The sequence below is a fragment of the Enterococcus sp. CR-Ec1 genome (genome assembly GCF_002850555.1).
Classification (GTDB): domain Bacteria; phylum Bacillota; class Bacilli; order Lactobacillales; family Enterococcaceae; genus Enterococcus_D; species Enterococcus_D entomosocium.
In genome coordinates this window covers 1344145-1367258 of sequence record NZ_CP025223.1, presented here as the reverse complement: position 1 = coordinate 1367258, position 23114 = coordinate 1344145, and the positions used below count along the sequence as shown (strand labels likewise).

Genomic DNA, 23114 nt, shown 5'->3' with positions numbered 1-23114 from the left:
TGTTCATTGGTTAAAAATATCTTATCACACTTTTCAACGAAACCAAATCATTGGCTTGAAAAAGAAACCGAATTTTCTAAATATTGGCATTCTTGAAAGATTTCTCTCAATATTTCTCTTTGATCAAGCAAAGGAAAGCACCATTGCCAATGCAGCTTCCTCAACTGAATCAACCACTGTTCAAAACTAATGGGACATTCACTTAAATAGAGAAAGCGAAAAATCAGTATGTGGTGTTCAAATAAAAAGCCAAACCGACTTTCACAATAGCACCAAAGAGGCAACTGTGAGACATTCCCATTCAACGGGTATACTATTTCTTGAATCTCTCTGATTTTAGGCAGTCTGTTTCGCAGTTTTCGAATCACCCACAAACGATAATCGACCGCTACCCATTCAATAGAATGGTGGGTATCTGATTCATCTGCTTCGTACAAAGGTCGAAGTGTCTCTTTCCTGTATGGCTCCCCTTTTTGTATAGCGCTTCGTCGACTGATTACCCCTTCTTGATAGTGCCATTTGATTTGGTGCAGCCGCACCAATGCCTGATTTCGCGTATCAATGAGCCACAAGCAAAAGCCAGTAGACTGATAAGTACAGCAGGCTTTTGCCAAAAGCGACCAATGGCGTTTCGGATACATTTTGGTCCCTAGGATCCACCAAGGCTGATAACCATTTGCTAAATAAGTGCTGGTTCGTTCCAGAAATCGTGAAAACTTGAGTGAAGAACACTGGACTTCAACGGCAATATTTTTGTAACAGAGATCAGGTCGCTGCTGAAGTTGCGGCAAGTAGGCTTCAAGTTCAATATCCATCTCTTGATACCATTCAAACAAAAGTTGTTTTGCTTCCAAGTGCTCCTTCGTCTCCCCTTCACTGTATGTCTGACAATCAGTGGTGGCTTGATGGGCAAAGTGGGACTGTCGCTTAAGTCCTTGCCTCAAAATCACTTCTTTCTGACAGCCTGGGCAATAAAAAGGGCCCGAGGATTTCTTTGCCCCTTTCGCTAGGATGACTTCTTTTCTTTGGTTCAACGCTTTCAACATCTGGCTCACCTCAATAAGAGGTACGCCAGATTCGTCAAACACAATTAAAAAAGCCAAAAACATTGTCAAAATGTCCTTGGCTGGAAATGATTTTCATTCATTAATCATTCTTAAAATAGAAACGAGTCAATTCAAGTGCATCGTTTTCCATGATCAACTCACCGTATTCTGATAAAACTTCGGGCGTCACTGAAGTCCTTTGGGCAAATTCCATCAAATAAGAAAGTGCATTTTCCACTTCAATATCAGTAATATCTGCATCCATAAATCGAATTTCAATATAATAATGATTGCCCATTTGGTAAAGATTGGTTGCAACGGAATCCAAATATACTTCGGATGCCAATTGAATCATATCTTCGAATCGCAACAACTCGAATACAAAACGATTGCCGATTTCTTCTGCTTGCTCTGACTCTTGTAATTGAGCCGCCACATGTTTTTTCAACATATCGGTAATGTCTTCATTCGCTTCATCGTTCATCTCATCAAAATTTTCCATTCCTTCTGGTGGAAGATTTTTGCTAATAAACAATTCTAACCCATCGCCTTTAGGCAAGACTTGGAAAGTTACAGCTTCACTGCCTTTAAATTCTTCGTCAATATCAACTTCTTCAAGAATACTGTAAAAGAAGTTTTCAATTTCATTGTGATTTCCTAGAAGGTCAAGAAAAGTGATGCCTCTCGCAGCTAAGTCTTCACTTTTGATCAATACACGAATGGTGTTCTCATTGATATGTTCCATTTCCATATTAGCTACACCTCACTTTTGCTACTCACTATAGGTTCATTGTATCGAAACCTGATAAAAAGTAAAGAGAAAACGAATATCCTCTTAAGAAAAACGTAAAAACTCAAAAAAAGACTCACTTTCTACGAGAAAGCGAGTCGATGAAGTCAAATTTATAAGCCTGCCATTAATTGCGCTTGTCTTAGTTCCAGTTGGCGAACATCCCTAGGTAAGAACCGACGAATTTCATCTTCGTTAAACCCAACTTGCAATCGTTTTTCATCGATCATAATTGGCCGACGCAATAATCCTGGATTTTCTTGAACAAGTGTCAATAAATCTTTTAGGGGCAGGTCATCTAGATCCATATTCAACTTTTGAAATACTTTGGATCTGGTGGAAATAATTTCTTCTGTGCCATCTTCTGTCATTTGTAGAATTGCCTTAAGCTCAGAAATATTTAACGGTTCTGAAAAAATATTTCTTTCAACAAAAGGGATTTCGTGCTCTTGTAACCACGCACGAGCTTTGCGACAAGATGTGCAACTTGGGGAAGTGTATAGTGTCAACAACGTGCATCTCTCCTTTTTAATTTTCAATCAAGCAAGTCCTGTTCCCTCGCTTGATTTCAATTATACAGGTTTAACTAAAAAAAATCTAGTCTAAATCTCATATTTTTTAATAAAACTCGAAAGTTATATTAAAAGCGAAACCTTTTAGGCAAAAGGTTTCACTCAAAAAGTTTATTTTTAAATGAGAAAAATCAAATTTTTTTTAATATTACTTCTTTTATACAACAGTGTGTCAAAGGTGTATCAAAAAGATGTCAGAATATTAAAATACTCTTTTAGTTGAATCCCGCGTTTTTTAATTTCCCCTCTGTAATTACATGTGTAATCAAAAAAATGGAGAAAAAAACCAAGTCCATGGCTCAATCGTTTTCAAAGGAAAAATTTCACGATCCCTTGTTGCCTTGGAAACGACAGGGCTACAATAAAAATATATGTTATTTTTTCCAGAGAAGATTCTCAACCAATGTCTTCATTCTTGATTCCATTGTATCACATTCCTTTTTAATCAGAAAACCATACAAGCATTTCTGTCATAATCGACAATAAAACAGTAGGAGAAATGAATATCTGCTTATAAATGAAAAGGGTTTCTCACAAAAATTTAGTGAAAAACGATCAACCTAAGAAACCCGTCTTTTATGCTTTTTCCTGACAAAGTATAAAAAGACTAGTGTTTTCTTGGATTGATCGTTCATTTCTTTCTTCTAAGGGAGAGAAGGTTCTCCATCACGAGCGAATTGCGCATCATGCAATGCGCGATAATGTCCCTTTTTCGCCATCAAATCTTCATGGGTCCCCTCTTCTAAGATGCCTTTATCACTAACGACAATGATGCGTGTCGCATGTTTGATCGTTGCGAGGCGATGGGCAATGATCAAGGTTGTACGGCCATCTGCCAAAGAATTCAATGACTCTTGAATCACTTGCTCGGTTTCCGTATCCAACGCTGATGTTGCTTCATCTAATATCAAAATCGGCGGGTTTTTTAAGAACATCCGAGCAATCGCTACCCGCTGCTTTTGACCACCGGATAATTTGACTCCTCGTTCACCGATGACCGTATCTAACCCATCCGTCATTTGATCGATGACCTTTTCTAAGTGTGCTAATTTGACTGCCTTTAAAATCTCTTCTTCTGTTGCATCAAGTTTGCCATAAGCAATATTTTCTCGAATCGTTCCCGGGAAAAGAAAGACATCTTGCTGCACAGTCCCAATCTGCTGACGTAAAGAAGCCAGGGTCATCTCCTGAATATTGATGCCGTCAATCGTAATGGCGCCTTCAGTGACTTCATAAAAACGCGGCAACAAGTTGCATAACGTGGTTTTCCCTGAGCCACTTTGCCCGACGAAGGCGATCGTCTCGCCAGCTTTGATCGATAAATCGATGTGATTCAAGACTTTCGTCGCATCCGCATAGGAAAAAGAAACATCTTGGTAGACGATATCCCCTTTTAATGATTGAACAGCCCGTGCCCCTGGTTTGTCTTTGATCGTCGGTTCTTTATCCAATTCTTCGGTCAATCGTTTGAAGCCAGCGATGCCTTTCGGATAGCTTTCAATCATCGTATTGACCTTCTCAATTGGTCTAACAAAGACATTCGATAATAAAATAAACCCAACAAACTGGCCATTCGTCAGTTCACCACGAATCACGTAGTAAGCACCAAAAATCAGAGCAAACAAGTTGATCAAGCGAATCAGAAAGTAATTATACGCTGAACTGATCGCCATTACCTTATAAAAAAGGATCTTCGATTGCCGATAGATTTCGCTCAATCCATCAAAGCGTTTATGTTCGAACGTTTCATTAGCAAACGATTGGGTCACTCGAATGCCGCTAACAGATGCTTCCACTCCGGCGTTGAACTCACCGAGGTTGTCATAGATCTGTGTATTGACTTTGGTCATTTTCTTATTGAAAAAAACCAAGGCAATCGTAATCAATGGAATCAACGCAAATGTCGCTACCGCTAATTGAACGTGCATATTCAACATCAATAGGAATGCCCCCACCAAAGTCATAATGGTAATAAAAACATCTTCTGGCCCATGGTGAGCGACTTCAGAGATTTCAAAGAGATCCGTGGTCAAGCGACTGATCAGCTTGCCGGTCTTTTGATTGTCATAATATTCAAAAGATTGGGTCTGCAGATGTCGAAACAGTTCTTGACGCATATCTGTCTCAATATTGACCCCAAGTTTATGACCATAAAAAACCACGATATATTGCAACACAGTATTGATCACATAAAACAAGAACAAGCCTAAGCAAGCCAATAGTATCAAGCGAAAGTTGTTCTGGGGCATGATCTTATCGATTACTTGGTTGACGGCAACGGGAAAGGCCAGTTCTAATAAACCAGCAAATACCGCACAAGTAAAATCTAGCATAAATAGTGACCGATACGGTCGATAATAACGAAAAAACCTTTTTAACACATTTCCCCCTCCTCAATAGCTATCATTATAAGCAACTCTCAGTAGAAATGCAAAATGAGAAACATGTGAAAATGGGTAAAATTCACTTTAATTTTGAAAACCTATAAAGACGCGGATTTCTAAAAACAGTAAATAAAACCTTTATTTTACAGGGATTTTCCTCTTTTTTTTACAGGAATAATGGCTTATGATTGATTCGAAAACAAACTGAAAATTTTCACTAATTCTGAAAGGCGTGTCTTTTTTGATCACTAGTATTCTTTTTGATGTCGATGATACCTTATATGACCAGCAACAACCATTTCACAATGCCGTAACCTCATGTTTCCCACAAATAGCCCACAAAGATTTAACTGCTCTTTACTTACGGTTTCGGGTGCACAGTGATGAGCAGTTTGGACGGGTATTGGCAAATGAATGGACGCTAGATCATTTTCGTTATTTTCGACTGACCCATTCATTAACGGATTTAGGGTACTTACCTATTACAATAGAAGAAAGCTGTAAGTTTCAGCTGTGTTATGAACAAGAACTAGATGCCATCACACTGCATCCTGAAGTTGAGTCAACTTTGAACTATTTGTCCACATTGCCAGTCAAACTAGGAATTATTACCAACGGTCCCACTGACCACCAGCAAAAAAAATTGGATCAGTTGCAACTGACTCGATGGATCAAACCAGAGCATATGATCATTTCACAAGCAACCGGTTATCAGAAACCAGAGCTAGAAATTTACCAATTGGCAGAAACCGCCTTTGCTCTTGATCCAGAAACAACACTGTACGTAGGTGACAACTTTGATAATGATGTAGTGGGCTGCAAAAAAGCCGGTTGGCAAGCCTTGTGGTTCAATCATCGTCTTCGTCAGGCGCCTAATGGATTGGAAGATTTGCCCGATGTGTCGATCACTGCTTTCTCGCAGCTCCAAGAAAGTATTGACGCCCTCTTGCAGCTTCCTGCATACGCCTATAACTAAAAAACATGGACCTTCGCTTCAAGCGGGTCCATGTTTTTTTGAATGCTTAATGTTCTTCGCCGATACTCAAAATTAAGCGAATATCTTCTTCGGTCATTTGTTGAAGCTGGGTTTCATTGCCTTGGATCACTTTTTGGAAAAGCTCACGTTTTTCTTGTTGCAATGCATCCATTCGTTCTTCAATGGTTCCTTCGGCGATCATTCGCCAGACTTCGACTACATTTTTTTGACCAATCCGATGGGCTCGTCCAGCGGCTTGTTCTTCCACTGCTGGGTTCCACCATAAATCGTATAAAATCACTGTATCTGCACCAGTCAGATTTAGTCCAGTTCCTCCTGCTTTTAATGAGATCAAGAAGACATCTTTTTCGCCACTATTAAAAGCATTGACCATCGTCAAACGATCTTGCGGCGGTGTGCTGCCACGCAAATAGAAGGATTCAAACCCTTCCTGGGCTAATTCTTCTTCAATAATCGAAAGCATACTGGTGAACTGAGAAAATAGCAGGACACGACGGCCATTTTCTTTGGCTGCTAAGAGTAAATCTTTGACCTGCTCAAGTTTCCCAGAAGACCCTTCGTAGTCCTCCACGAATAATCGAGGGTCACAGCAGATTTGCCGTAGACGAGTCAAGCCAGCTAAAATACTGATCCGATTTTTGCGGAAAGACGTAGAATCCATTTGCGCGATTTCTTCTCGCATTTGTCGCAAATACGCCAAATAAATTTTCTTTTGTTCCTCTGTTAGGACACTGTAATAATTTGTTTCCAGCTTTTGCGGCAAATCATGTAACACAGATTTTTTATCTCTTCGCAAAATGAAGGGTTTGATCATTTTTGCAATTTCTTGTGTAGACAGTTCCTTAAATTTCTGCTTGTTGGGGAAAAAGCCTGGCATAATCATTTGGAACAAGGACCACAATTCTTCTAAATTGTTCTCGATCGGTGTGCCACTGAGGGCGAACCGCTGCGGAACTTCCAAGGATCGCAATGCCTGTGCCGTTTTGGTCGCGCTGTTTTTGACCATCTGTGCTTCATCTAAAATCAAACACGATAACTCTAGTGCTTGATAGGCATCAATGTCCTGACGCAAGCTTGCATACGAAGTAATTCGGACATCCGCTGATTGCGCCATCTGCGCTTCTCGCTCTTCTTTCGTTCCACTGATGACAGTCGCTGAAATTGAAGGTGCGAACCGTTTGATTTCTTGCTGCCAGTTGAATGTTAGACTGGCTGGTGCCACGATCAATGCATTCAATTTTTGATGCTCTTGTTTCTCAGAAAGCAAATAGCTAATGGTTTGGACGGTCTTCCCTAACCCCATTTCATCAGCAAGAATACCGCCAAATTGATAATGGCTCAACATTTTTAGCCAACGAAAGCCAACTTCTTGGTACTGCCGCAACTCAGCATGCAAGTTGTCTGGCAACTGTGCCTCAAAGTTTTCTGGATGGATCAAATCTTCCGTCATTTGCTGAAAACCTGTACTAAAACTCGCTTGATCGGCAAACTGTTCTTGCAGTAATAGCCCTTGATTCAATGGGACTTGGATTGCCCCGTTTTTCGTATCTAACGAGAGCCGTAATTTTTTGAGGGCAGCACTTGCTTCTTGAAACTCTTCCGACTCCAGCGAAAGAACTTGACCATTTTCTGTGGTATAAAATTGCGCAGATTGCAACAGACTCCGCAAAACATCGTTGATCTCTGATTCTTGAATGCCGCTAACATCAAACTTGATATCCAACCAAGAACCATTCTCTTCAATCACGATTTCTGGTCGATGATGCTGGGCATCAAGGTAGAGTTCCCGCAGCTTCTTGCCGATCCGCACTTCCCCTAATTGTCTCAAGACCGGGATCTCTCTCGTAAAAAAGGTATAGAGTTGCTCGCCTAGTGGTAGATTTTTTTGCCAATTTTTGCTGCTGGCTTGATAGCCAAAGGTTTCAATAATGGCTTCGATCCGTGCTTCTTGTTGGAAATCACGTAAAATCTCTGGATGATTTTCTGGCATGTATTGATGTTTTTCATCACTTGAAAAAACGACTTCTCCATAAGTAAAATCAACTTGTAGATCTACTTGACCTTTGATTTTCCGCAAGGAGAAAACTGCTTTCAATTCAGATTCTTCGATGTCATTTTGAACCTCAGGAGCCACTTGGACACGCCCAATTTTTCGCAAATAAGGCAAAACTTTCATAAAGAGATTCGCCAGCTCTTCTTTTGGATAATCAATGATTGGCTGTTCAAAACGTTTAAACAGCTGCTGCATCGTGACATAGATCTCCTTTTGCTCGACAGTCAATTCATAAAATGTTCCGTCCAACAGCCCCCAGTTATAATAACTAAGTAAGTGGTCGAAGTCTTTTACGAACTGCAGCGGAAAATGATCCGTTTCTTTTGTAACTGAAAACGTCAATGGTTCCCCCGATTGGAAGTCTACTTGGCTGACCTTGGTTTCACCAATGGTGATTTGCGTGTAGACATCATTGAATTGCAATAGCAGTTCTTTGCCGAATTCAACGGGCAGAAGCAAGTATTTTTTATCAAGTTTGCCATTGATTTGAATGCCCGCTTGCCCCATTAATTGTTGGGTTTGCGCGATTCCTGTCAATCGATTCAATAAAGCTCGATTTTTCTCATCAAAGGCATCCGCAGAAAGCAAAAAGGTCTGTTGCTTATTGGCCGCATATTGCTTGTTCTCTTGATACATCTGTAAAAATTTATAAATGTTTTTGACGACATAGGTCCTGGCCGTGCCGCGATGCCCGACCTTCAAAGAGACCCCTAAAATATCCATCTCTTGGTGATAAGGATTTGTCGCAATCGTATCTACCCGAAATTCAATCTGTAATGGTTTACTCGCTTCCTTTTCGCTGTCTAAGCGAGCAAAACCATTGGAAAACATCTCTGAAGCAGAAAAGGCCTTTTTGATGGGGGTTTGTTCATTGATTTTTCGTGTTTTTCCTTGTTGGCGTAAATAGAGTTCGACGGCCACCGTATGTTTGCAATAATGATGTTCTTCCCAATAGGGACATTGGCAATAATCCACTTCTTTGGCAGTAGCATCCAAAGTAACTAAATACAATTCTGTTCCGAGTACTTCTGCATGCCACACATTTTTTTCTTTATCCGGGGTGACAGACAGGACACGGCCTTCATTAAGATACGTTCTCCCCCGCTCGATTACTTTTTCTGGAATACTCCACTTCATAAGAGCCCTCCTCTCCTTATTCTTTTATTCGGATCCGGCTTTGCCCGCTGCCGTTGGTTTCTACGAAAACTTGCTGCAGGATCCTTGCCCGCAGTTCTCGAACATGACTGATGATCCCAATCATGCGCCCTTCATTTTCGATCATTTCTAATGCTTCCATCGCCATTTCCAATGATTCTTCATCAAGCGAGCCAAACCCTTCATCGATGAAAAGTGCTTCGATCTCAATCCCGCCAGCTCGTTGCTGGATCACATCTGCTAAAGAGATTGCTAACGCTAAGGCTGCAATAAAGCTTTCACCGCCTGACAGTGTATGTGCTCTTCTGACTTGACCGGCATTATCGTCATAGATGTCAATTTCTAAGCCTGTTGAGCTTCGATAGCTACCAACTTTATCCGCTAATTCAAATTGATAGCGGCCACGGGTCAAACGGGACAAGCGTTCATTGGCGACTTCTAAGATCTCCGTCAAAAATTGTTGCAACACATACCGTTCCAAGCTGGTTTTCTTCGTGTTTTCGCCATTGATGGTTTCTGCCAACTGTTGAAGTTGGCCTAATTGGGCAAGTTCTTCTACATTTTTCTGATAAATGACTTGCAACTCGTCAAATAACCGTTGATTGCTGTTGACCTTCTCCTGTTTGCGAACCGTTTCTTGCTGTAATTTCTCCATCACAGTCTGCAACTGAAGGTAGGTCGTTTCCAATTGGATTAAATCCATTGTCGCCTGCTCTTTTAATTGGGTATCTAGCAATATCAGACGCTGTTGAACAAACGCCGTTTCTTGCTCATAGGTTTTGATTTCTTCTGTCAGAAGGGTTGTTTGAGGAGCTTGGGCAATCAATTCCCGCATTGCTTCTTCAGTCATCGCTGCTTCTTGCAATCGTTGCATCAGCCGTTGTTCTGCTTTCGCCTTGGCGGCTTGCTTTTCTTCGAAAAATTGTTGTACATTCTTCAACTTCTCTGAAAGGATCGCTTGCTGCTCTTTGATCTGTGCTTCTTGCCGGGCATCCGCCTCGATTTGTTGCGTATATTCCCTTAGTAAAAGATGAATTGACGCTAAATCGGCTTGTAGTTGTTGGTAAGTAGCACCACCAAGTTGTTCTTGCAAAGAGGCCAATTTTCCTGCCGCAAGTTGGCGCGCTTCCTCGGCCTTTTTTGCTTGCTCACTGACTTGCTGATAGGATTCATCTAACTTTGTCAATTGCCCCTTTACTGCCTGATATGTTTTTTGCGCTGCTTCGTAAGAGGAGGCTTTTTGCTGATTGATAGATTGTCGTTTTTTTAATTCCTGTGCAATCGTTTCTTCAGTAAGCTTCTCTTGCGTTTCGAAAGGCTGTAACCTAGCGTATGCCTGCTGAACGTCGTTCCAAGCAGCAGCCGCTTGCTTTTCCGCCGAAACGCTTGTCGCTTGCCATTCATTGATCCGCAATAACGCTTGTTCTTGAAGCGTTTGATTTGCCGATACCTGCTGTTGGACTATCGTCAATTTTTCTTGCATTTGCTCAAGTCTTTGCTCACTCGCAAGAATGTCCTCAATGGGATAGGTCGTATGCTCCTGTGCATTCGGATGATCCAATGATCCACACACGGGACAAGGTTCATTTTCTTCCAATAAAAGACGAAGCCGCGCAATTTGCATCCGAGCATTTTGACTGGTTTCTTGTTTTAGCGTTTTTTGCAGCTCTAGCAAAGATGTTTCTAGTTGCTGTTTTTCAAGGACCAAATCCGAATGAATTTGTTGTTGTTCCCCTGTTTTTTGCTCTGCTTCACGAACCAGTGCCTTTGCTTGCTGCCATTTTTCAATTAGCAATTGTGTTTCAGCTAGTTTTAATGCTTCTGTTTGAAATGTTCTTAACGTTTCAATTTTTTCTACCAGTTGCTGCTCTTGTGTTTTGGTGTTAGCAAGCACTTGAGTAATTTTGGTCAATTTGCTCGTTTGCTGCTGTGCTGCTTTTTCCTGCTGTGCCACTTCTTCTCGCTGCTTTTCTGTGCGTTGCGCCAATGGAATCTGCTGCTGGATCTGTTGGCTTCTTTGATTGGCAGCTTCATGCTTTTTCTTAGTCTCTTCGATCAACGGTCTTTGTTCTTGCCAGCTTACTTGTTGCCGCTGAACATCTTGCAACAGCTGCTTCGTTTCGTCGATTTGCTGTGCTGCTTGCTGCGCTTCATTTACGCGTTCTTCTTTTTGCTGCATGATTTCTTGATGTTCAAGCGCCCACACAAGTTGAGTCAATCGTGCTTTTTTTTGATCGATCTCGTTTTTTTGGGCATTCAACAGTTGTGCTTTTTCTTGTAGTTCTTGCCATTCGATCCGAGCATTTTCGATTTCTTTTGCACGGTAAAAGGCATCTTGCGCAGCTTTCATTTCTTGCGTTGCCTGGTCTTTTCTCTGCAATAACTTTTGAAGTTGAATCTGTTGTTTCTCTAAATCTTGCGCCCATAAAGTCAGACATTCCGCAACCGTTAAAACTTCTTGCACTTCTTCCCATTCAAAACGCTCCATGATCTGCGAAGCGACTAGTTGCTGATGTTCAAGCTTTCTACTTTGTGCTTTGACTTGCTCTTTTAGCCATTCATTAAATTGCTGGTACATTTCTGTACCAAATAGATTTCGTAAAACCCGTTCTTTCTCGTTACTACTGGCAATCAGAAAATTACGAAATTCTCCTTGCGGCAACATCATGATTTGAAAAAACTGTTTTGCATCCAGCTGCAGCAGATCCTTGATAAACGCATCAACTTCTGTCCGTTTACTGATCTGCTTTTTCTCTTTGCCATCGGCGTCAAAAATCGTCAATTGAACTTTTGCCGTTTGGTTAGTGACACCGTCACCACGTTTTTTTGCTAACGTCTGTTCCGGTTTCCGTTGGATCTGGTAGGTAAAACGCTGATGTTCAAAAGTAAACGTGACGCTGGTCTCTTCGGTTGGTGAAGCAAACATCGATCGCATTTCTTTGCCTGAGCGCAGATTCCCCGATGTTTCACCGAACAAGGCAAACGTCATTCCATCGAAAATCGTCGTTTTTCCTGCACCAGTTTTGCCGCTGATCAAAAACAACCCGCCAGCTTGCAGCTGACTAAAATCCAATTTTTCATCAATGAATGGACCAAAATTTTTCATTTGTAAAGACTTCGGTTGCATGACTATTCCCTCTTTTCCACGACAAATGCTTCATTTAATCCTTGTTCGATCCATTTGGTTTGTGAATCGAGCAATGAATCTCCCGTCATTTCTTGAAAAAAATGACTGATCAAGGTCTGCGGGTCGGTTTCTCGTGTCGTTAGCTGTCTTTTTTTCGTCTGTTCTCGTCCATTCAACCGTTCGACAGACAAAATAAATGGATAGATTTTTCGCAACTGATTCATCATATTTGGAATCACAGCACGATCCGTCAGCAGAAAATGCCAAAACGCCTCACGATCCAGATCACGGTAAAAAACCGGATCGATCAACTCCTCAAAGGACGCCGTCAGCTGCTGGATATCCCTTTTTGGTGTCAGTGGAATAAATTCATTGGTATCTTTTACGGTATCAATAAGATAGATCCCTTTTTGGTTCGTCCGTTCAGAAAGGGAAAATTTCAGTGGTGAGCCGCTGTACCCGATCTTTGGGTGTTTGAGAGCCGTATTGGCATGTAAATGGCCTAAAACAACCCGATCAAAAGGCGCAAAAGCGGTGGTCGGTACGCTGTCCAATCCGCCAACTTGAATTTTTGTTTCTGAATCTGTTTGGCTAGAACCCGCCACAAAAAAATGGGTCACTAGCACTTGCTTTTTGGACGAGTCAAAGTTCTTGGTCATCTCCTCAATGACTCTTTGGACACTATCAGAAATCTTCATTAATGGTTCATCAAAAAACAAGCGGGCCTCGATGGGTTCGAAATACGGTAGTAAAAAGAATTGTGTATCGTCAAACTCAACCGGGTGCAAACTTTGTTCGATGCTGGTGGACAGGTAAAAGCGTGTTTGTTGAAACCACTGACTGCCGGTTTCTAAACGAGTTGGACTATCATGATTTCCTGAGATAGCCAATAATGGCAGTTCATTCGTTAAATTGATTTCAGCGATTTTTTCATTTAGTAATTTGACTGCATCAACAGCAGGAACCGAACGATCATAAAGGTCCCCCGCAATGACGATGGCATCGACCTTTTCTGCTCTTGCTAGCGCTATGATTTGATCAATGATTGCTCGTTGGTCTTCCAGCAGATCATAGCCATGTAGTTTTTTTCCGATGTGCCAATCAGCTGTATGTATAAAGCGCATTTCTTCACCTTCTTAAAAAATATCCTTCCAATCATTATACCACTTTCCCTGATCGTTAGACATCTCTCTTCCAGCGAAATTTCATTTACCACCCATTTTTGATAAAAATAGCGAACACCTAACATCATTATGTTGAAATGTTTTTTCAATTATAAATTTATATCTTGAAATATAATTACACTTCATTTACAATGAGTGTGAAATCGAATTCAACAATCGCTTTCATCACTATTCTAAAAGAAAGGAGAAACGATATGCTTGCAATAGGACTCATGTCAGGAACCAGTTTGGATGGAATCGACGCTGCTTTAGTAAAAATCAACGGCTGCGGTATCGAAACTGACGTCCAGCTGATGGAAATGCTCACACTGCCCATTGATGAAGAATTGAAGGAACGAATAAAAACTGCTTGTGATCCGGTGGAATCAAATGTTCCCCTCATCTGCCAATTAAATACTGAATTAGGGTATCAATTTTTGAAAGCGTGTCAAATCCTCTGCCAAAAAGCCGGTATTGAAGAAAAAAGCATTGATTTTGTTGCCAGCCACGGACAAACGATCTGGCACTCCCCCGATGCTGATCCAGCGAAAAACAGCACCTTGCAAATTGGCGAACCTTCGATTATTGCTTATGGCTTACAAACGAAAGTCGTCGCCGATTTCCGAGTGATGGATATGGCTGCTGGCGGGCAAGGAGCGCCCCTTGTACCTTATACGGACTATCTGCTCTATCAATCAAACGATAAAAATCGTTTATTGCAAAATATTGGCGGCATCGGCAACGTTACGGTTCTGCCTAAAAATGGTGGCTTAAGCGAATTATATGCTTTTGATACAGGTCCAGGAAACATGGTCATCGATGAACTAATGGTTCAGCTATTCGGTCAGCCTTATGATGCGTTTGGCGAAACAGCCCGAGCGGGAGCAATTATACCCACCTTGCAAAAGGAATTAAGAACTCATTTTTATTTGTCCCAGCAACCGCCGAAAAGCACTGGACGTGAACAATTTGGCAAACATTTTGTGCAGCAGCTAATGACCGAATATCCCCAAGTAGCATCGGAAGACTTGGTGAGGACTTTAACCGATTTCACCGCATTTTCCATTGCTGACAGTTACCAAAGGTTCATTTTCCCTCAGTTGGGAACAAATGATATTGAAGTGATTCTTTCAGGTGGTGGCGCCCATAACCATCTGCTGATTGAGATGATCAAAGGCTATTTACCCGAAACAGTAGCCGTTGTAACACAAGATGACATTGGCGGTTCGAACGATGCCAAAGAAGCGGTGGCTTTCGCCATCTTAGGAAATGAAACCCTTCACAGCCGTGTCAACAATGCCCCTGCAGCAACCGGGGCAGCCCAAGGCGTGATTTTAGGAAAAATCATTTCGAATCCATGGGAAACAAAAATGTAAAACATCTTAGGAGGATAAACCATGTTAGATAAATTCACTCAGTTCATCGAACGCCATCTGGCAGGACCGATGGAAAAACTTGGCAGCCAGCGTCATTTGCGAGCGGTTCGTGACGGGATCGTTTCAACATTGCCATTGATTATCGTCAGTTCGTTCTTTATGATTTTAGCCTTTCCACCGCTGCCTCAAAGTTGGGGCATCTATCAATTCTTGTCTAGCAATGCCACAACCATCTTATTGCCTTATCGAATGACGATGTACATTATGAGCTTGTATGCTGCATTCGGGATCGGATACAGTCTTTCTCGCTCTTATAAGCTTGATGGTCTTTCGGGCGGGATCTTAGCAACGACCGCCTTCTTACTGACCTTCACCCCGGTCAATATCCCAGCAGAAGCGTTGGATGCAGCTGGAACGGTCGGTTTTGTCTTGCCAATGGCCAATTTAGGGAGTGCTGGTATGTTCGTGGCGATCATCACCTCGATTCTTGCCGTTGAAATCTATCGGTTAACGGACAAATCGAAATTTAAAATCACGATGCCAGAACAAGTCCCACCTGCAGTCGCTCGCTCTTTTGAAGCCTTGACTCCCACTTTAGTGATCATTTTAGGAATGGGCGCGATCACTTACTATATCGGTTTTGACTGGCACACGATCGTGGCAAAAGTGGTCGATCCTTTAGTCAGTGCCGCAGATACCTTGCCAAGTGTGCTTTTGATCACCTTCTTGACGACCTTCTTCTGGTCATTCGGGATCCATGGTGCTTCTATCGTTGGTTCACTGGCTCGTCCATTATGGTTACAGTTGTTAGAAGGAAATACAACAGCGCTTGCATCGGGAGATATGATTCCCAATATTGCAGCCGAACCATTTTATCAATGGTTCATCTGGATTGGTGGGGCTGGTTCAACGATTGGTTTGGCTATTTTGTTAGCTTTTCGCACAAAATCGGAATTCGGTTCCAAACTAGGAAAAACAGCCTTAATTCCAGCTATTTTCAACATCAACGAACCACTGATTTTCGGTACACCGATCGTCTTGAATCCAATCTTGATCCCACCATTCATCATTGCGCCTTTAATCAATGGTGTCATTGCATGGGTCGCCACCTCAGCAGGTTTAGTCAATGCCGTCACGGTCAATGCCCCTTGGACATTGCCTGGACCAATTGGTGCTTTCTTAGCGACTGGCGGCGATTGGCGTGCGATCGTGCTGAATGTTCTTTTGATTCTTTTATCGATTCTGATCTATTACCCATTCGTAAAAATCTATGACAAAAACGAATTGGAAAAAGAAAATCAACCAGTCACACAATAATTTGTTGATAAAGGTCGGACGAAGCACCCATCAAGACAATCGGAAGAAGCGCTCCACAGCAGCATTTTTCGATACTAAGAGGTGCTTCGTACGATTTTTTTAGAAAGAGGGAAAACCATTGAAACGAGAAATTGGCCTTTCGATTTACCCCGACCATAGCGATCCTTTACTGGATCAAGACTATTTAAAAAAAGCTGCTGCCCTTGGTTACTCTCGCTTATTTATGAGTATGCTAGAAGTCAGTGAAGGCAAAGAGATCGTCAGAAAAAAATTCTCTTCGATTATCGGGTTTGCCAAGAACCTTGGGTTTGAAACGATTTTAGATATTTCCCCAGCTGTTTTTAGTGATCTGGCGATCTCTTATGACGATCTAAGCTTCTTTGCAGAATTAGGTGCGGACGGTATCCGCTTGGATCAAGGGTTTGATGGCAGCAAAGAAGCCCAACTGACCTTCAATCCATTCGGCTTGGCGATTGAATTAAACATGAGTAATGATGTGAACTATTTAGAAAATATCCTTTCTTATCAAGCCAATGAACCTTTTTTATATGGCTGCCACAATTTTTACCCCCAACGAGGCACAGGCTTAACGGAGGCTTTTTTCCGCAACTGCAGTCAACGTTTTAAAAAATATGGGTTGAAAACAGCCGCCTTCATCACTAGTCAATCAGCCAAAATTGGCCCTTGGGAAGTCAATGATGGCCTGCCAACCTTAGAATCTTGTCGCGATTTACCTTTGGCGTTGCAAGGAAAGCTGCTTTTTGCTTCTGGGTTGATCGATACGGTGATTATTGGCAATGCCTATGCGTCGGATGCAGAACTGAAAGCTCTGGCGGCGATCGATCGCTACAAACTGACCTTTGGCGTTTCCGTAGAAGCAGAAGCCAGCGAAATCGAACGGAGGATATTAGCTGAAACCAATCATTTTCGTCGCGGTGACAGTAATGCGTTAGTCGCTCGTTCCACACAATCACGGGTGAAATACCGTCCCATCGAAAACCTCCCTCATACAAACCAAGAACCGTTTGCTTATGGGGACATCGTTATCGGCAATGATACCTTTGGTCAGTACAAAAACGAATTGCAGATCGTTTTGACCCCTCACCAAGACGCCCGAAAAAACAAAGTCGGTGCTATCCCAAAAGAGGAGTTGCCTTTGTTGGAATATTTGAAACCATGGACCAAATTTGCTTTCGAATTGTTGGATTAAATCATTAGAAAAAAGCCGCTGATCACAAAAGGATCAACGGCTTTTATTAGGTATTAATCTTCTCTTTTGGACTCATCGATTTGATAAACAAATGACGGATCGATCGCTTGATCCAGTGTGTCAAATGCACCTTGGATGCGCCGTTCCACTTCCGCCAAGCCCTCTTTGTCCATCTTTTTGATGTCACTGATATCGATTGGCTCCCCAAAACGGACAGTCACTCGCTTGCGTTTAAATAAATCCTTTAATGTCAGCGGTCCTTGATAAACAGAGGGAACGATCTTGACTTTGGCCATTTTCGCGATCAACGCCATGCCACCTTTTAAGGCCGTTGCATGTCTCGTACCACTTGGGAACATGATCAAGCTAAGATCGGTTTCCTTCAAGATTTTGACTGGCGTCTTTACCGCGCTCGGTCCTGGCTTGTCCCGTTTGACTGGAAAAGCATTGGCATGAATCAAAATGAACCGTAAAATCGGGTTTTTGAACAGCTCTTCTTTCGCCATAAAACTGAATTTCTTTGGCCGAGCAGCCACTGCTAGGTACAATGGATCCCACCAGGTTCGGTGAGGAGCCACTAAAATATAGTTTTCATTTTTAGGTAAAACCTCTTTGTTTTGATAACGAGCATTGCCGTTGATCAAAAATAATACTACGCGAACCACACCGCGCATAAAGCGAAAAAACATACTCATTTTCCTTTCTATTTCTCTCCTATTCAAGTATGCAAAAAAACGGTTTAAATGACAAGCCTTTTTTAGCGTTTCCCATTATTCTTAATCGTAGTATAATACATTGAAATGAATTTAGAACAGGAGTATGCTTCATGTTGCAACCGAACGAACGCATTGACCAATTGTATGCCGATGACATCAAGATTATTCAGAGTTCCGAAGTTTTTTCTTTTTCATTAGATGCTGTCTTATTAGCCAATTACGCTAGAGTACCAAAAAGAGGTGTGATCGTTGACCTTTGTGCAGGGAATGGCGCAGTCGGTTTATTTATCAGCAGAAAAACGACTGCTCATATTTATCAGGTCGAATTGCAGGAACGCTTAGCGGATATGGCGCAGCGCAGTATCGAATTAAATGACTTGCAAGAACAGCTGACGGTCTATCCTATGGATTTGAAGAATCTCTTTCAAAAAATCAAACCTGATTCCGTCGATCTTTTGGTCTGCAATCCGCCTTACTTTAAAAATATACCGACGGCGATCAAAAACCCGAATCCCTATTTAGCGATCGCCCGGCACGAGATCACCACAAATTTAGATGAAGTGATCCAAACCGCCAGTAAAGCGTTAAAAATGAATGGAAGGTTTGCGATGGTTCATCGCCCGGATCGCTTTCTCGATATTTTGGACCATATGCGCACCCATCGAATCGCGCCAAAACGAGTCCGCTTCGTCTATCCGAAAGTAGGCAAAGAGGCCAATATTTTATTGATTGAAGGAATCAAGGATGGTAAGGCGGAAGGGTTTAAAATTGATTCTCCTCTCATTACCTATGATGAAACGGGCTCTTATAGTCCAGAAGTGAAGGCGATGCTCTATGGCTGCTGACAACCATTACTTTTATGTCTTACGTTGCAACGACCAATCCTTTTACGGCGGCTATACTACCGATTTGAGTCGCCGCTTATTAGAGCATAACAAAGGCATCGGGGCAAAATATACCCGTCCCGCTAGTCGCAGACCCTTGCAAATGATCCATGCGGAAAGCTTTTCCACTCGTAGTAAAGCCACTCAAGCAGAAGCCGCCTTCAAAAAATTGCCTCGCAAAAAGAAAGAGGACTACCTGATCAGTCATAGGAAAAGCAATGTTCTCTGACCAAGCATGCAAAAAACTACCTGCGCACGGAAGTTTCCTTCTTGAGGGAGCTTTCTTTCGTGACTTAGGTAGTTTTTTTATCGTTATTCATTCCTATTCGGTAACGCCCATTGGGTTTGACTTTTCCCAAATTCTTTCGGGATCACAGAATCAACGGATTGATATTCGAGGGTTTCTTGGGACTTTGGAATCGTGATTGCCGTTAAATAGTTGTTGGTTTCGGAATAGAAACCAATTATTTCAAAGGAAGGATCAGTCAAATGATATTGAACCCCCTGCAGTTTAGCAGTTGTTTCCTCATCCACAAAAGTCGGTTGATAGCGAGCATAGTAAACCTGGGCGCCCATTTTAAAATATACGGAGTTATGAGCAGAACCAAGAAATTCAATCTCCCGTTCCACCGGTATTGCTTGATAGATTCCTAAAGTTTCAATCGCTTCATTGCTTTGGATGCGCTGATAAATTGCTGTAGTATCAGATTCGTAATATTTATAGCCTAGAAACATCTTTTCGCGATCTCGGATATTCGGTGTGATCAGCGCATTATACGTTTTGAATTCACCATACACTTGATCCCCAATAAAAAAACCTAATAGACACGTAACGACTATGCCGCCAAGCAATAGCGTCACTTTTGGGTTGCGGTTTTCTCGATAAAGCAGAACCATCAGGAACCCTAATAACGCAATCAGACCAACTACCATGAGAATTGGTAGGATCACATAATAAAAACGCTCACTTTGCAGCCATTTTTCGCTCGTCATAAATGCAACCATTTTTTATTCCTCTTCGATTCCTCACTACTCACTGTCTTACCTTTGGTCAAACAGTAGAAGGATCGTCCTTTCATCCCTTTTCATGCCAATTATCCTCAAGGCGCTCAATTCCCATATAAGTTCTTATGAGATTAATTTTACCATAACTATGTAGAAAAGATAAGTGTTAGATGAATTGCTTTTCACAACAAACATCCATTGACAAAAGGAGGGTTTTATCAGATAATATTAATGCTAATCGGGAATGAATGTCTCCCTCAGTTCTTACTGAAACCGCAATTTTGCTAATGACTTCTACCACTTTTTTTAGTGTGTAGCAGTCATTTTTTTATTTTCACTAGGTCGTCGTATTTGCAGGAGCATTGTTCCTATATTCTTTTTAAAGGATCGTGATAGAAATGATGAAACAAAAAACAACTAATTGGGAACTGACTGCTTTAGGTGTGGTCAGTCTGGTTATTGGCGTATTCGCTGGAGCCGTCGACACCTTCTTTGGGAAGATCCTACTTTCCTTAAGCGCCTTTCGTGATAGTCATTTTTTGCCCTTGATTCTCTTTTTACCCATTATCGGCATTTGTTTTACTTACCTGTTCCAAAAGTACGGTGACCGAAGTCCTCAGGGAATGAATTTAGTGTTTTTAGTCGGACATGAAGAAGAAAAAGACATTCCGTTGCGCTTGATTCCTTTTGTAATGGTGGGAACCTGGCTGACGCATTTATTTGGAGGAAGCGCTGGCAGAGAAGGGGTTGCGGTTCAGTTAGGTGCCACCATCGCCAATCGCTTAGGAAAATGGCTGCGACTAGAAAAGTACGCCAGCACCCTGATCATGATTGGGATGGCTGCGGGATTTGCTGGTTTATTTGAAACCCCGATCGCTGCGACGTTCTTCGCACTGGAGGTACTTGTCATCGGTAAATTCAGTCATCATGCACTCTTACCAACTTTGCTGGCTGCTTTCACCGCTAGTACGACTTCTCAATTGTTAGGATTAGAAAAATTTAGTTTTGCTTTGTCACCGTCCCCCGATTTGACTTTGGCTGTTTTTCTGAAATTACTTTTGATTGGCTTAATATTTGGTATTGTTGGTGGCAGCTTTGCGGGATTATTAGAAACGATGAAACGGATCATGAAACGACGCTTTCCTCATCCTCTCTGGCGCATTGGCATCGGTTCACTCGTGCTAGTCTTACTTTTTGTCCTTTTGTATCATGGTCGTTATTCAGGTTTAGGAACGAATTTGATCAGCGCTAGTTTCACGAATCAACCAATCTATTCTTATGACTGGCTGCTTAAGATGGTGTTAACTGTACTGACTATCAGTATTGGTTTTTTGGGCGGAGAAGTCACCCCTTTGTTTGCGATCGGCGCCTCTTTGGGCGTCGTGCTGGCACCGCTCTTCGGACTGCCTATCGAACTGGTGGCAGCCCTAGGCTATGCCAGTGTCTTTGGCAGTGCTACTAGCACTTTATTTGCACCGATCTTTATCGGTGGGGAAGTCTTTGGCTTTGAAAATCTGCCCTTGTTTGTGATCGTCTGCTCCGTCGCCTACTTTATCAGTAAACCCTATAGTATTTATCCCTTACAAAAATCATTGGCAGACGGGAAATGATTCACTTTTGATCCCTCCTCCAGAGCAAAAGAAAAAACCGCGAACAAGTCGCGGTTTTTTTCTTATTTCGCACGTTTTAAGTAGGTACCTTCAGCTGTATTGATTTCTAGCATTTCGCCTTCTTCAACAAAGTCAGGAACATTGACAACTAAGCCAGTTTCCATCGTTGCTGGCTTGCCTGAACCAGTCACAGTCGCCCCTTTGATCGACGGCTGTGTTTCAACAACCTTTAAGATTACGCTTGATGGTAGTTGAACGCCGATTACTTCGCTGCCGAAGAATTGGATTTTTACTTCCATGTTTTCAAGAATAAATTTCATTTCTTCTTCTACCACTTCAACTGGAATTTCATATTGTTCATACGTTTCCAGATCCATGAAGAATGCTGTATCATCCATTGTGTATAGATATTGTACAGCTTTCGTATCAATATGCGCTTTTTCAAATTTTTCTTCTGGACGGAAGGTTGTATCATAAGTCGAACCAGTCCGAACGTCCCGTAATTTCATACGCATAACCGTATTTCCCTTACCTGGTTTGTGATGGCTAGCATCTAATACTTTGATAAGTTTGCCGTCTTGAACGAATGTCATTCCAGCTCTTAAGTCACTTGCATTGATCATAATTTTGAAATCTCCTTCACTATGTGATAATCCTTGTCTATTGTATCAAAAAAAGCTGCTTTATTCTAGCTAAATCAGTGGGAAGGTCGCACAAGTTTACGGCGTTTCTCCATATAGTGAGGGTCATACTCATCTGTCTCAATATAAATATAGACTTTTTTATCTGCCATCTGGTGTCGAATCTCGGCTTCAATCTCATTAATGATCTCATAGCCGACCTCTTCTTGTTTCGAGGCAATATCAACTTTTGCCGCAATCAAAATTTCTGATGGTCCTAAATGCACCGTTTTAACATCAATCAAGCGATCAACATCTGGCCGTTCAAATGCTCTTTTGATCACTGCTAGATCCCGTTTTGTGACACTTTCGCCAATCAGTAGACTGTAAAATTCGCGGGCTAAGAAAATGGCTGCTACCATCAATAAAAGACCAATCAATAAACCACTGAAGGCATCAAAAAATGCGTTACCCGTAATCATGGTTAAAATCGTACCAAATAGTGCGATCATTAGGCCGATCATTGCACAAAAGTCTTCTGTGAAAATGATCAGAATCTCAATATGCCGACTTTCTTTCAAAAAACGATAGATTGGTTGACGTTCCACATTCAGTTCGCGGATCTCCTTGATCGCGATCCACAACGAACTTCCTTCAACGATCATCCCGAAAATCAAAATAGCGATCACCAACCAAGCGTTACCAACTTCATGGGCAGGATGCAGCAGCTTTTCTACCGCTTCCATCACACCGAGTGCGCCCCCACCAAAGAAGAGCATCATCGCAACGATCGTGCTAAAAAAATATTTCGCCCGACCTTCTCCAAACTGATGCAGTTCACTTTGGCCCTTTGTTGCCCGTTTATCCCCGATCAATAAAAAGATTTGATTGCTACAATCCACGACACTATGAATGCTTTCATTCAACATGGCTGCACTGCCACTTAGTGCATAACCGACAAACTTACTAATAGCCACCAAAATATTTGAGATCAGGGCAGCGATGACCGCCATCATACCATTTGCTTTCTTTTCCACACCTTACGCTTCCTCTCATCAATAAATTCCCTGTCTTTTACTCTGCTATTCT

The 23114-nt window shown here is 41.9% G+C and carries 18 protein-coding genes and 1 riboswitch; of the genes, 7 read left to right on the top strand and 11 right to left on the bottom strand.

Annotation, left to right across the window (positions count from 1 at the left end; genetic code table 11):
• Window positions 1-47: 47 nt before the first annotated feature.
• The 4 genes from CXM95_RS06525 to CXM95_RS06505 form a co-directional block, all read right to left on the bottom strand.
• Window positions 48-1046 (bottom strand): competence protein CoiA, encoded by a 999-nt coding sequence (locus CXM95_RS06525; protein ID WP_042890434.1) that lies wholly within the window; start codon window positions 1044-1046, stop codon window positions 48-50.
• A 100-nt stretch (window positions 1047-1146) separates the two neighbouring features.
• On the bottom strand, window positions 1147-1797 hold the full coding sequence (locus tag CXM95_RS06520; protein WP_005236753.1) for an adaptor protein MecA: 651 nt from the start codon (window positions 1795-1797) through the stop codon (window positions 1147-1149).
• 152 nt (window positions 1798-1949) lie between these two features.
• The gene (gene spxA, locus CXM95_RS06515) at window positions 1950-2348 is read right to left on the bottom strand and encodes a transcriptional regulator SpxA (RefSeq protein ID WP_003127030.1); all 399 of its coding nucleotides are present in this window, start codon (window positions 2346-2348) and stop codon (window positions 1950-1952) included.
• 704 nt (window positions 2349-3052) lie between these two features.
• Complete coding sequence (locus CXM95_RS06505; RefSeq protein WP_005236757.1) at window positions 3053-4789, bottom strand: ABC transporter ATP-binding protein; 1737 nt, start codon at window positions 4787-4789, stop codon at window positions 3053-3055.
• A 244-nt stretch (window positions 4790-5033) separates the two neighbouring features.
• Between CXM95_RS06505 and CXM95_RS06495 the strand changes: the two genes are divergently transcribed.
• Window positions 5034-5768: an HAD family hydrolase gene (locus CXM95_RS06495; protein ID WP_086299586.1), complete on the top strand. Its 735-nt coding sequence runs from the start codon at window positions 5034-5036 to the stop codon at window positions 5766-5768.
• Window positions 5769-5814: 46 nt separating this feature from the next.
• Here CXM95_RS06495 and CXM95_RS06490 read toward each other — a convergent pair whose 3' ends face one another.
• The 3 genes from CXM95_RS06490 to CXM95_RS06480 are packed head-to-tail and all read right to left on the bottom strand — an operon-like array spanning window position 5815 to window position 13248.
• Complete coding sequence (locus CXM95_RS06490) at window positions 5815-8979, bottom strand: DEAD/DEAH box helicase (RefSeq protein WP_086299587.1); 3165 nt, start codon at window positions 8977-8979, stop codon at window positions 5815-5817.
• A 16-nt stretch (window positions 8980-8995) separates the two neighbouring features.
• Window positions 8996-12124 carry an AAA family ATPase gene (locus CXM95_RS06485; RefSeq protein WP_016613243.1) on the bottom strand — a complete coding sequence of 1043 codons (3129 nt, stop codon included), beginning with the start codon at window positions 12122-12124 and terminating at the stop codon, window positions 8996-8998.
• Between the two features lie 2 nt (window positions 12125-12126).
• Window positions 12127-13248 (bottom strand): exonuclease SbcCD subunit D, encoded by a 1122-nt coding sequence (locus CXM95_RS06480; protein ID WP_005236763.1) that lies wholly within the window; start codon window positions 13246-13248, stop codon window positions 12127-12129.
• Window positions 13249-13502: 254 nt separating this feature from the next.
• Here CXM95_RS06480 and anmK point away from each other — a divergent pair, with 254 nt between their 5' ends.
• The 3 genes from anmK to CXM95_RS06465 all read left to right on the top strand — a co-directional run bounded on the left by anmK (window position 13503) and on the right by CXM95_RS06465 (window position 17190).
• Window positions 13503-14663 carry an anhydro-N-acetylmuramic acid kinase AnmK gene (gene anmK, locus CXM95_RS06475; protein ID WP_086299588.1) on the top strand — a complete coding sequence of 387 codons (1161 nt, stop codon included), beginning with the start codon at window positions 13503-13505 and terminating at the stop codon, window positions 14661-14663.
• Between the two features lie 21 nt (window positions 14664-14684).
• Entirely contained in the window at window positions 14685-15980 is a 1296-nt protein-coding gene (locus CXM95_RS06470; RefSeq protein WP_008379718.1) for a PTS sugar transporter subunit IIC, read from the top strand.
• 118 nt (window positions 15981-16098) lie between these two features.
• Window positions 16099-17190: a DUF871 domain-containing protein gene (locus CXM95_RS06465; protein WP_086299589.1), complete on the top strand. Its 1092-nt coding sequence runs from the start codon at window positions 16099-16101 to the stop codon at window positions 17188-17190.
• A 53-nt stretch (window positions 17191-17243) separates the two neighbouring features.
• On the opposite strand, the gene CXM95_RS06460 is transcribed toward CXM95_RS06465, so the two are convergent.
• Window positions 17244-17879, bottom strand: a complete 636-nt coding sequence (locus CXM95_RS06460) for a lysophospholipid acyltransferase family protein (protein WP_005229679.1) — start codon at window positions 17877-17879, stop codon at window positions 17244-17246.
• Between the two features lie 137 nt (window positions 17880-18016).
• Here CXM95_RS06460 and CXM95_RS06455 point away from each other — a divergent pair, with 137 nt between their 5' ends.
• A complete protein-coding gene (locus tag CXM95_RS06455; RefSeq protein WP_005236774.1) occupies window positions 18017-18751 on the top strand; it encodes a tRNA1(Val) (adenine(37)-N6)-methyltransferase in 735 nt (244 codons plus the stop codon).
• Window positions 18741-19019 (top strand): GIY-YIG nuclease family protein, encoded by a 279-nt coding sequence (locus tag CXM95_RS06450; RefSeq protein ID WP_005236776.1) that lies wholly within the window; start codon window positions 18741-18743, stop codon window positions 19017-19019. The genes CXM95_RS06455 and CXM95_RS06450 overlap by 11 nt, the downstream gene beginning before the upstream one ends.
• An 83-nt stretch (window positions 19020-19102) precedes the next feature.
• Here CXM95_RS06450 and CXM95_RS06445 read toward each other — a convergent pair whose 3' ends face one another.
• Window positions 19103-19795, bottom strand: a complete 693-nt coding sequence (locus CXM95_RS06445) for a hypothetical protein (RefSeq protein ID WP_101698924.1) — start codon at window positions 19793-19795, stop codon at window positions 19103-19105.
• Window positions 19796-20026: 231 nt separating this feature from the next.
• Window positions 20027-20099, top strand: a riboswitch (Fluoride riboswitch).
• A 94-nt stretch (window positions 20100-20193) separates the two neighbouring features.
• Between CXM95_RS06445 and CXM95_RS06440 the strand changes: the two genes are divergently transcribed.
• A complete protein-coding gene (locus tag CXM95_RS06440) occupies window positions 20194-21405 on the top strand; it encodes a chloride channel protein (RefSeq protein WP_086299712.1) in 1212 nt (403 codons plus the stop codon).
• A gap of 62 nt (window positions 21406-21467) precedes the next feature.
• Here CXM95_RS06440 and efp read toward each other — a convergent pair whose 3' ends face one another.
• Window positions 21468-22028 carry an elongation factor P gene (efp, locus tag CXM95_RS06435; protein WP_005229668.1) on the bottom strand — a complete coding sequence of 187 codons (561 nt, stop codon included), beginning with the start codon at window positions 22026-22028 and terminating at the stop codon, window positions 21468-21470.
• 74 nt (window positions 22029-22102) lie between these two features.
• Complete coding sequence (locus CXM95_RS06430) at window positions 22103-23041, bottom strand: cation diffusion facilitator family transporter (protein ID WP_101699587.1); 939 nt, start codon at window positions 23039-23041, stop codon at window positions 22103-22105.
• Between the last annotated feature and the right edge of the window lie 73 nt (window positions 23042-23114).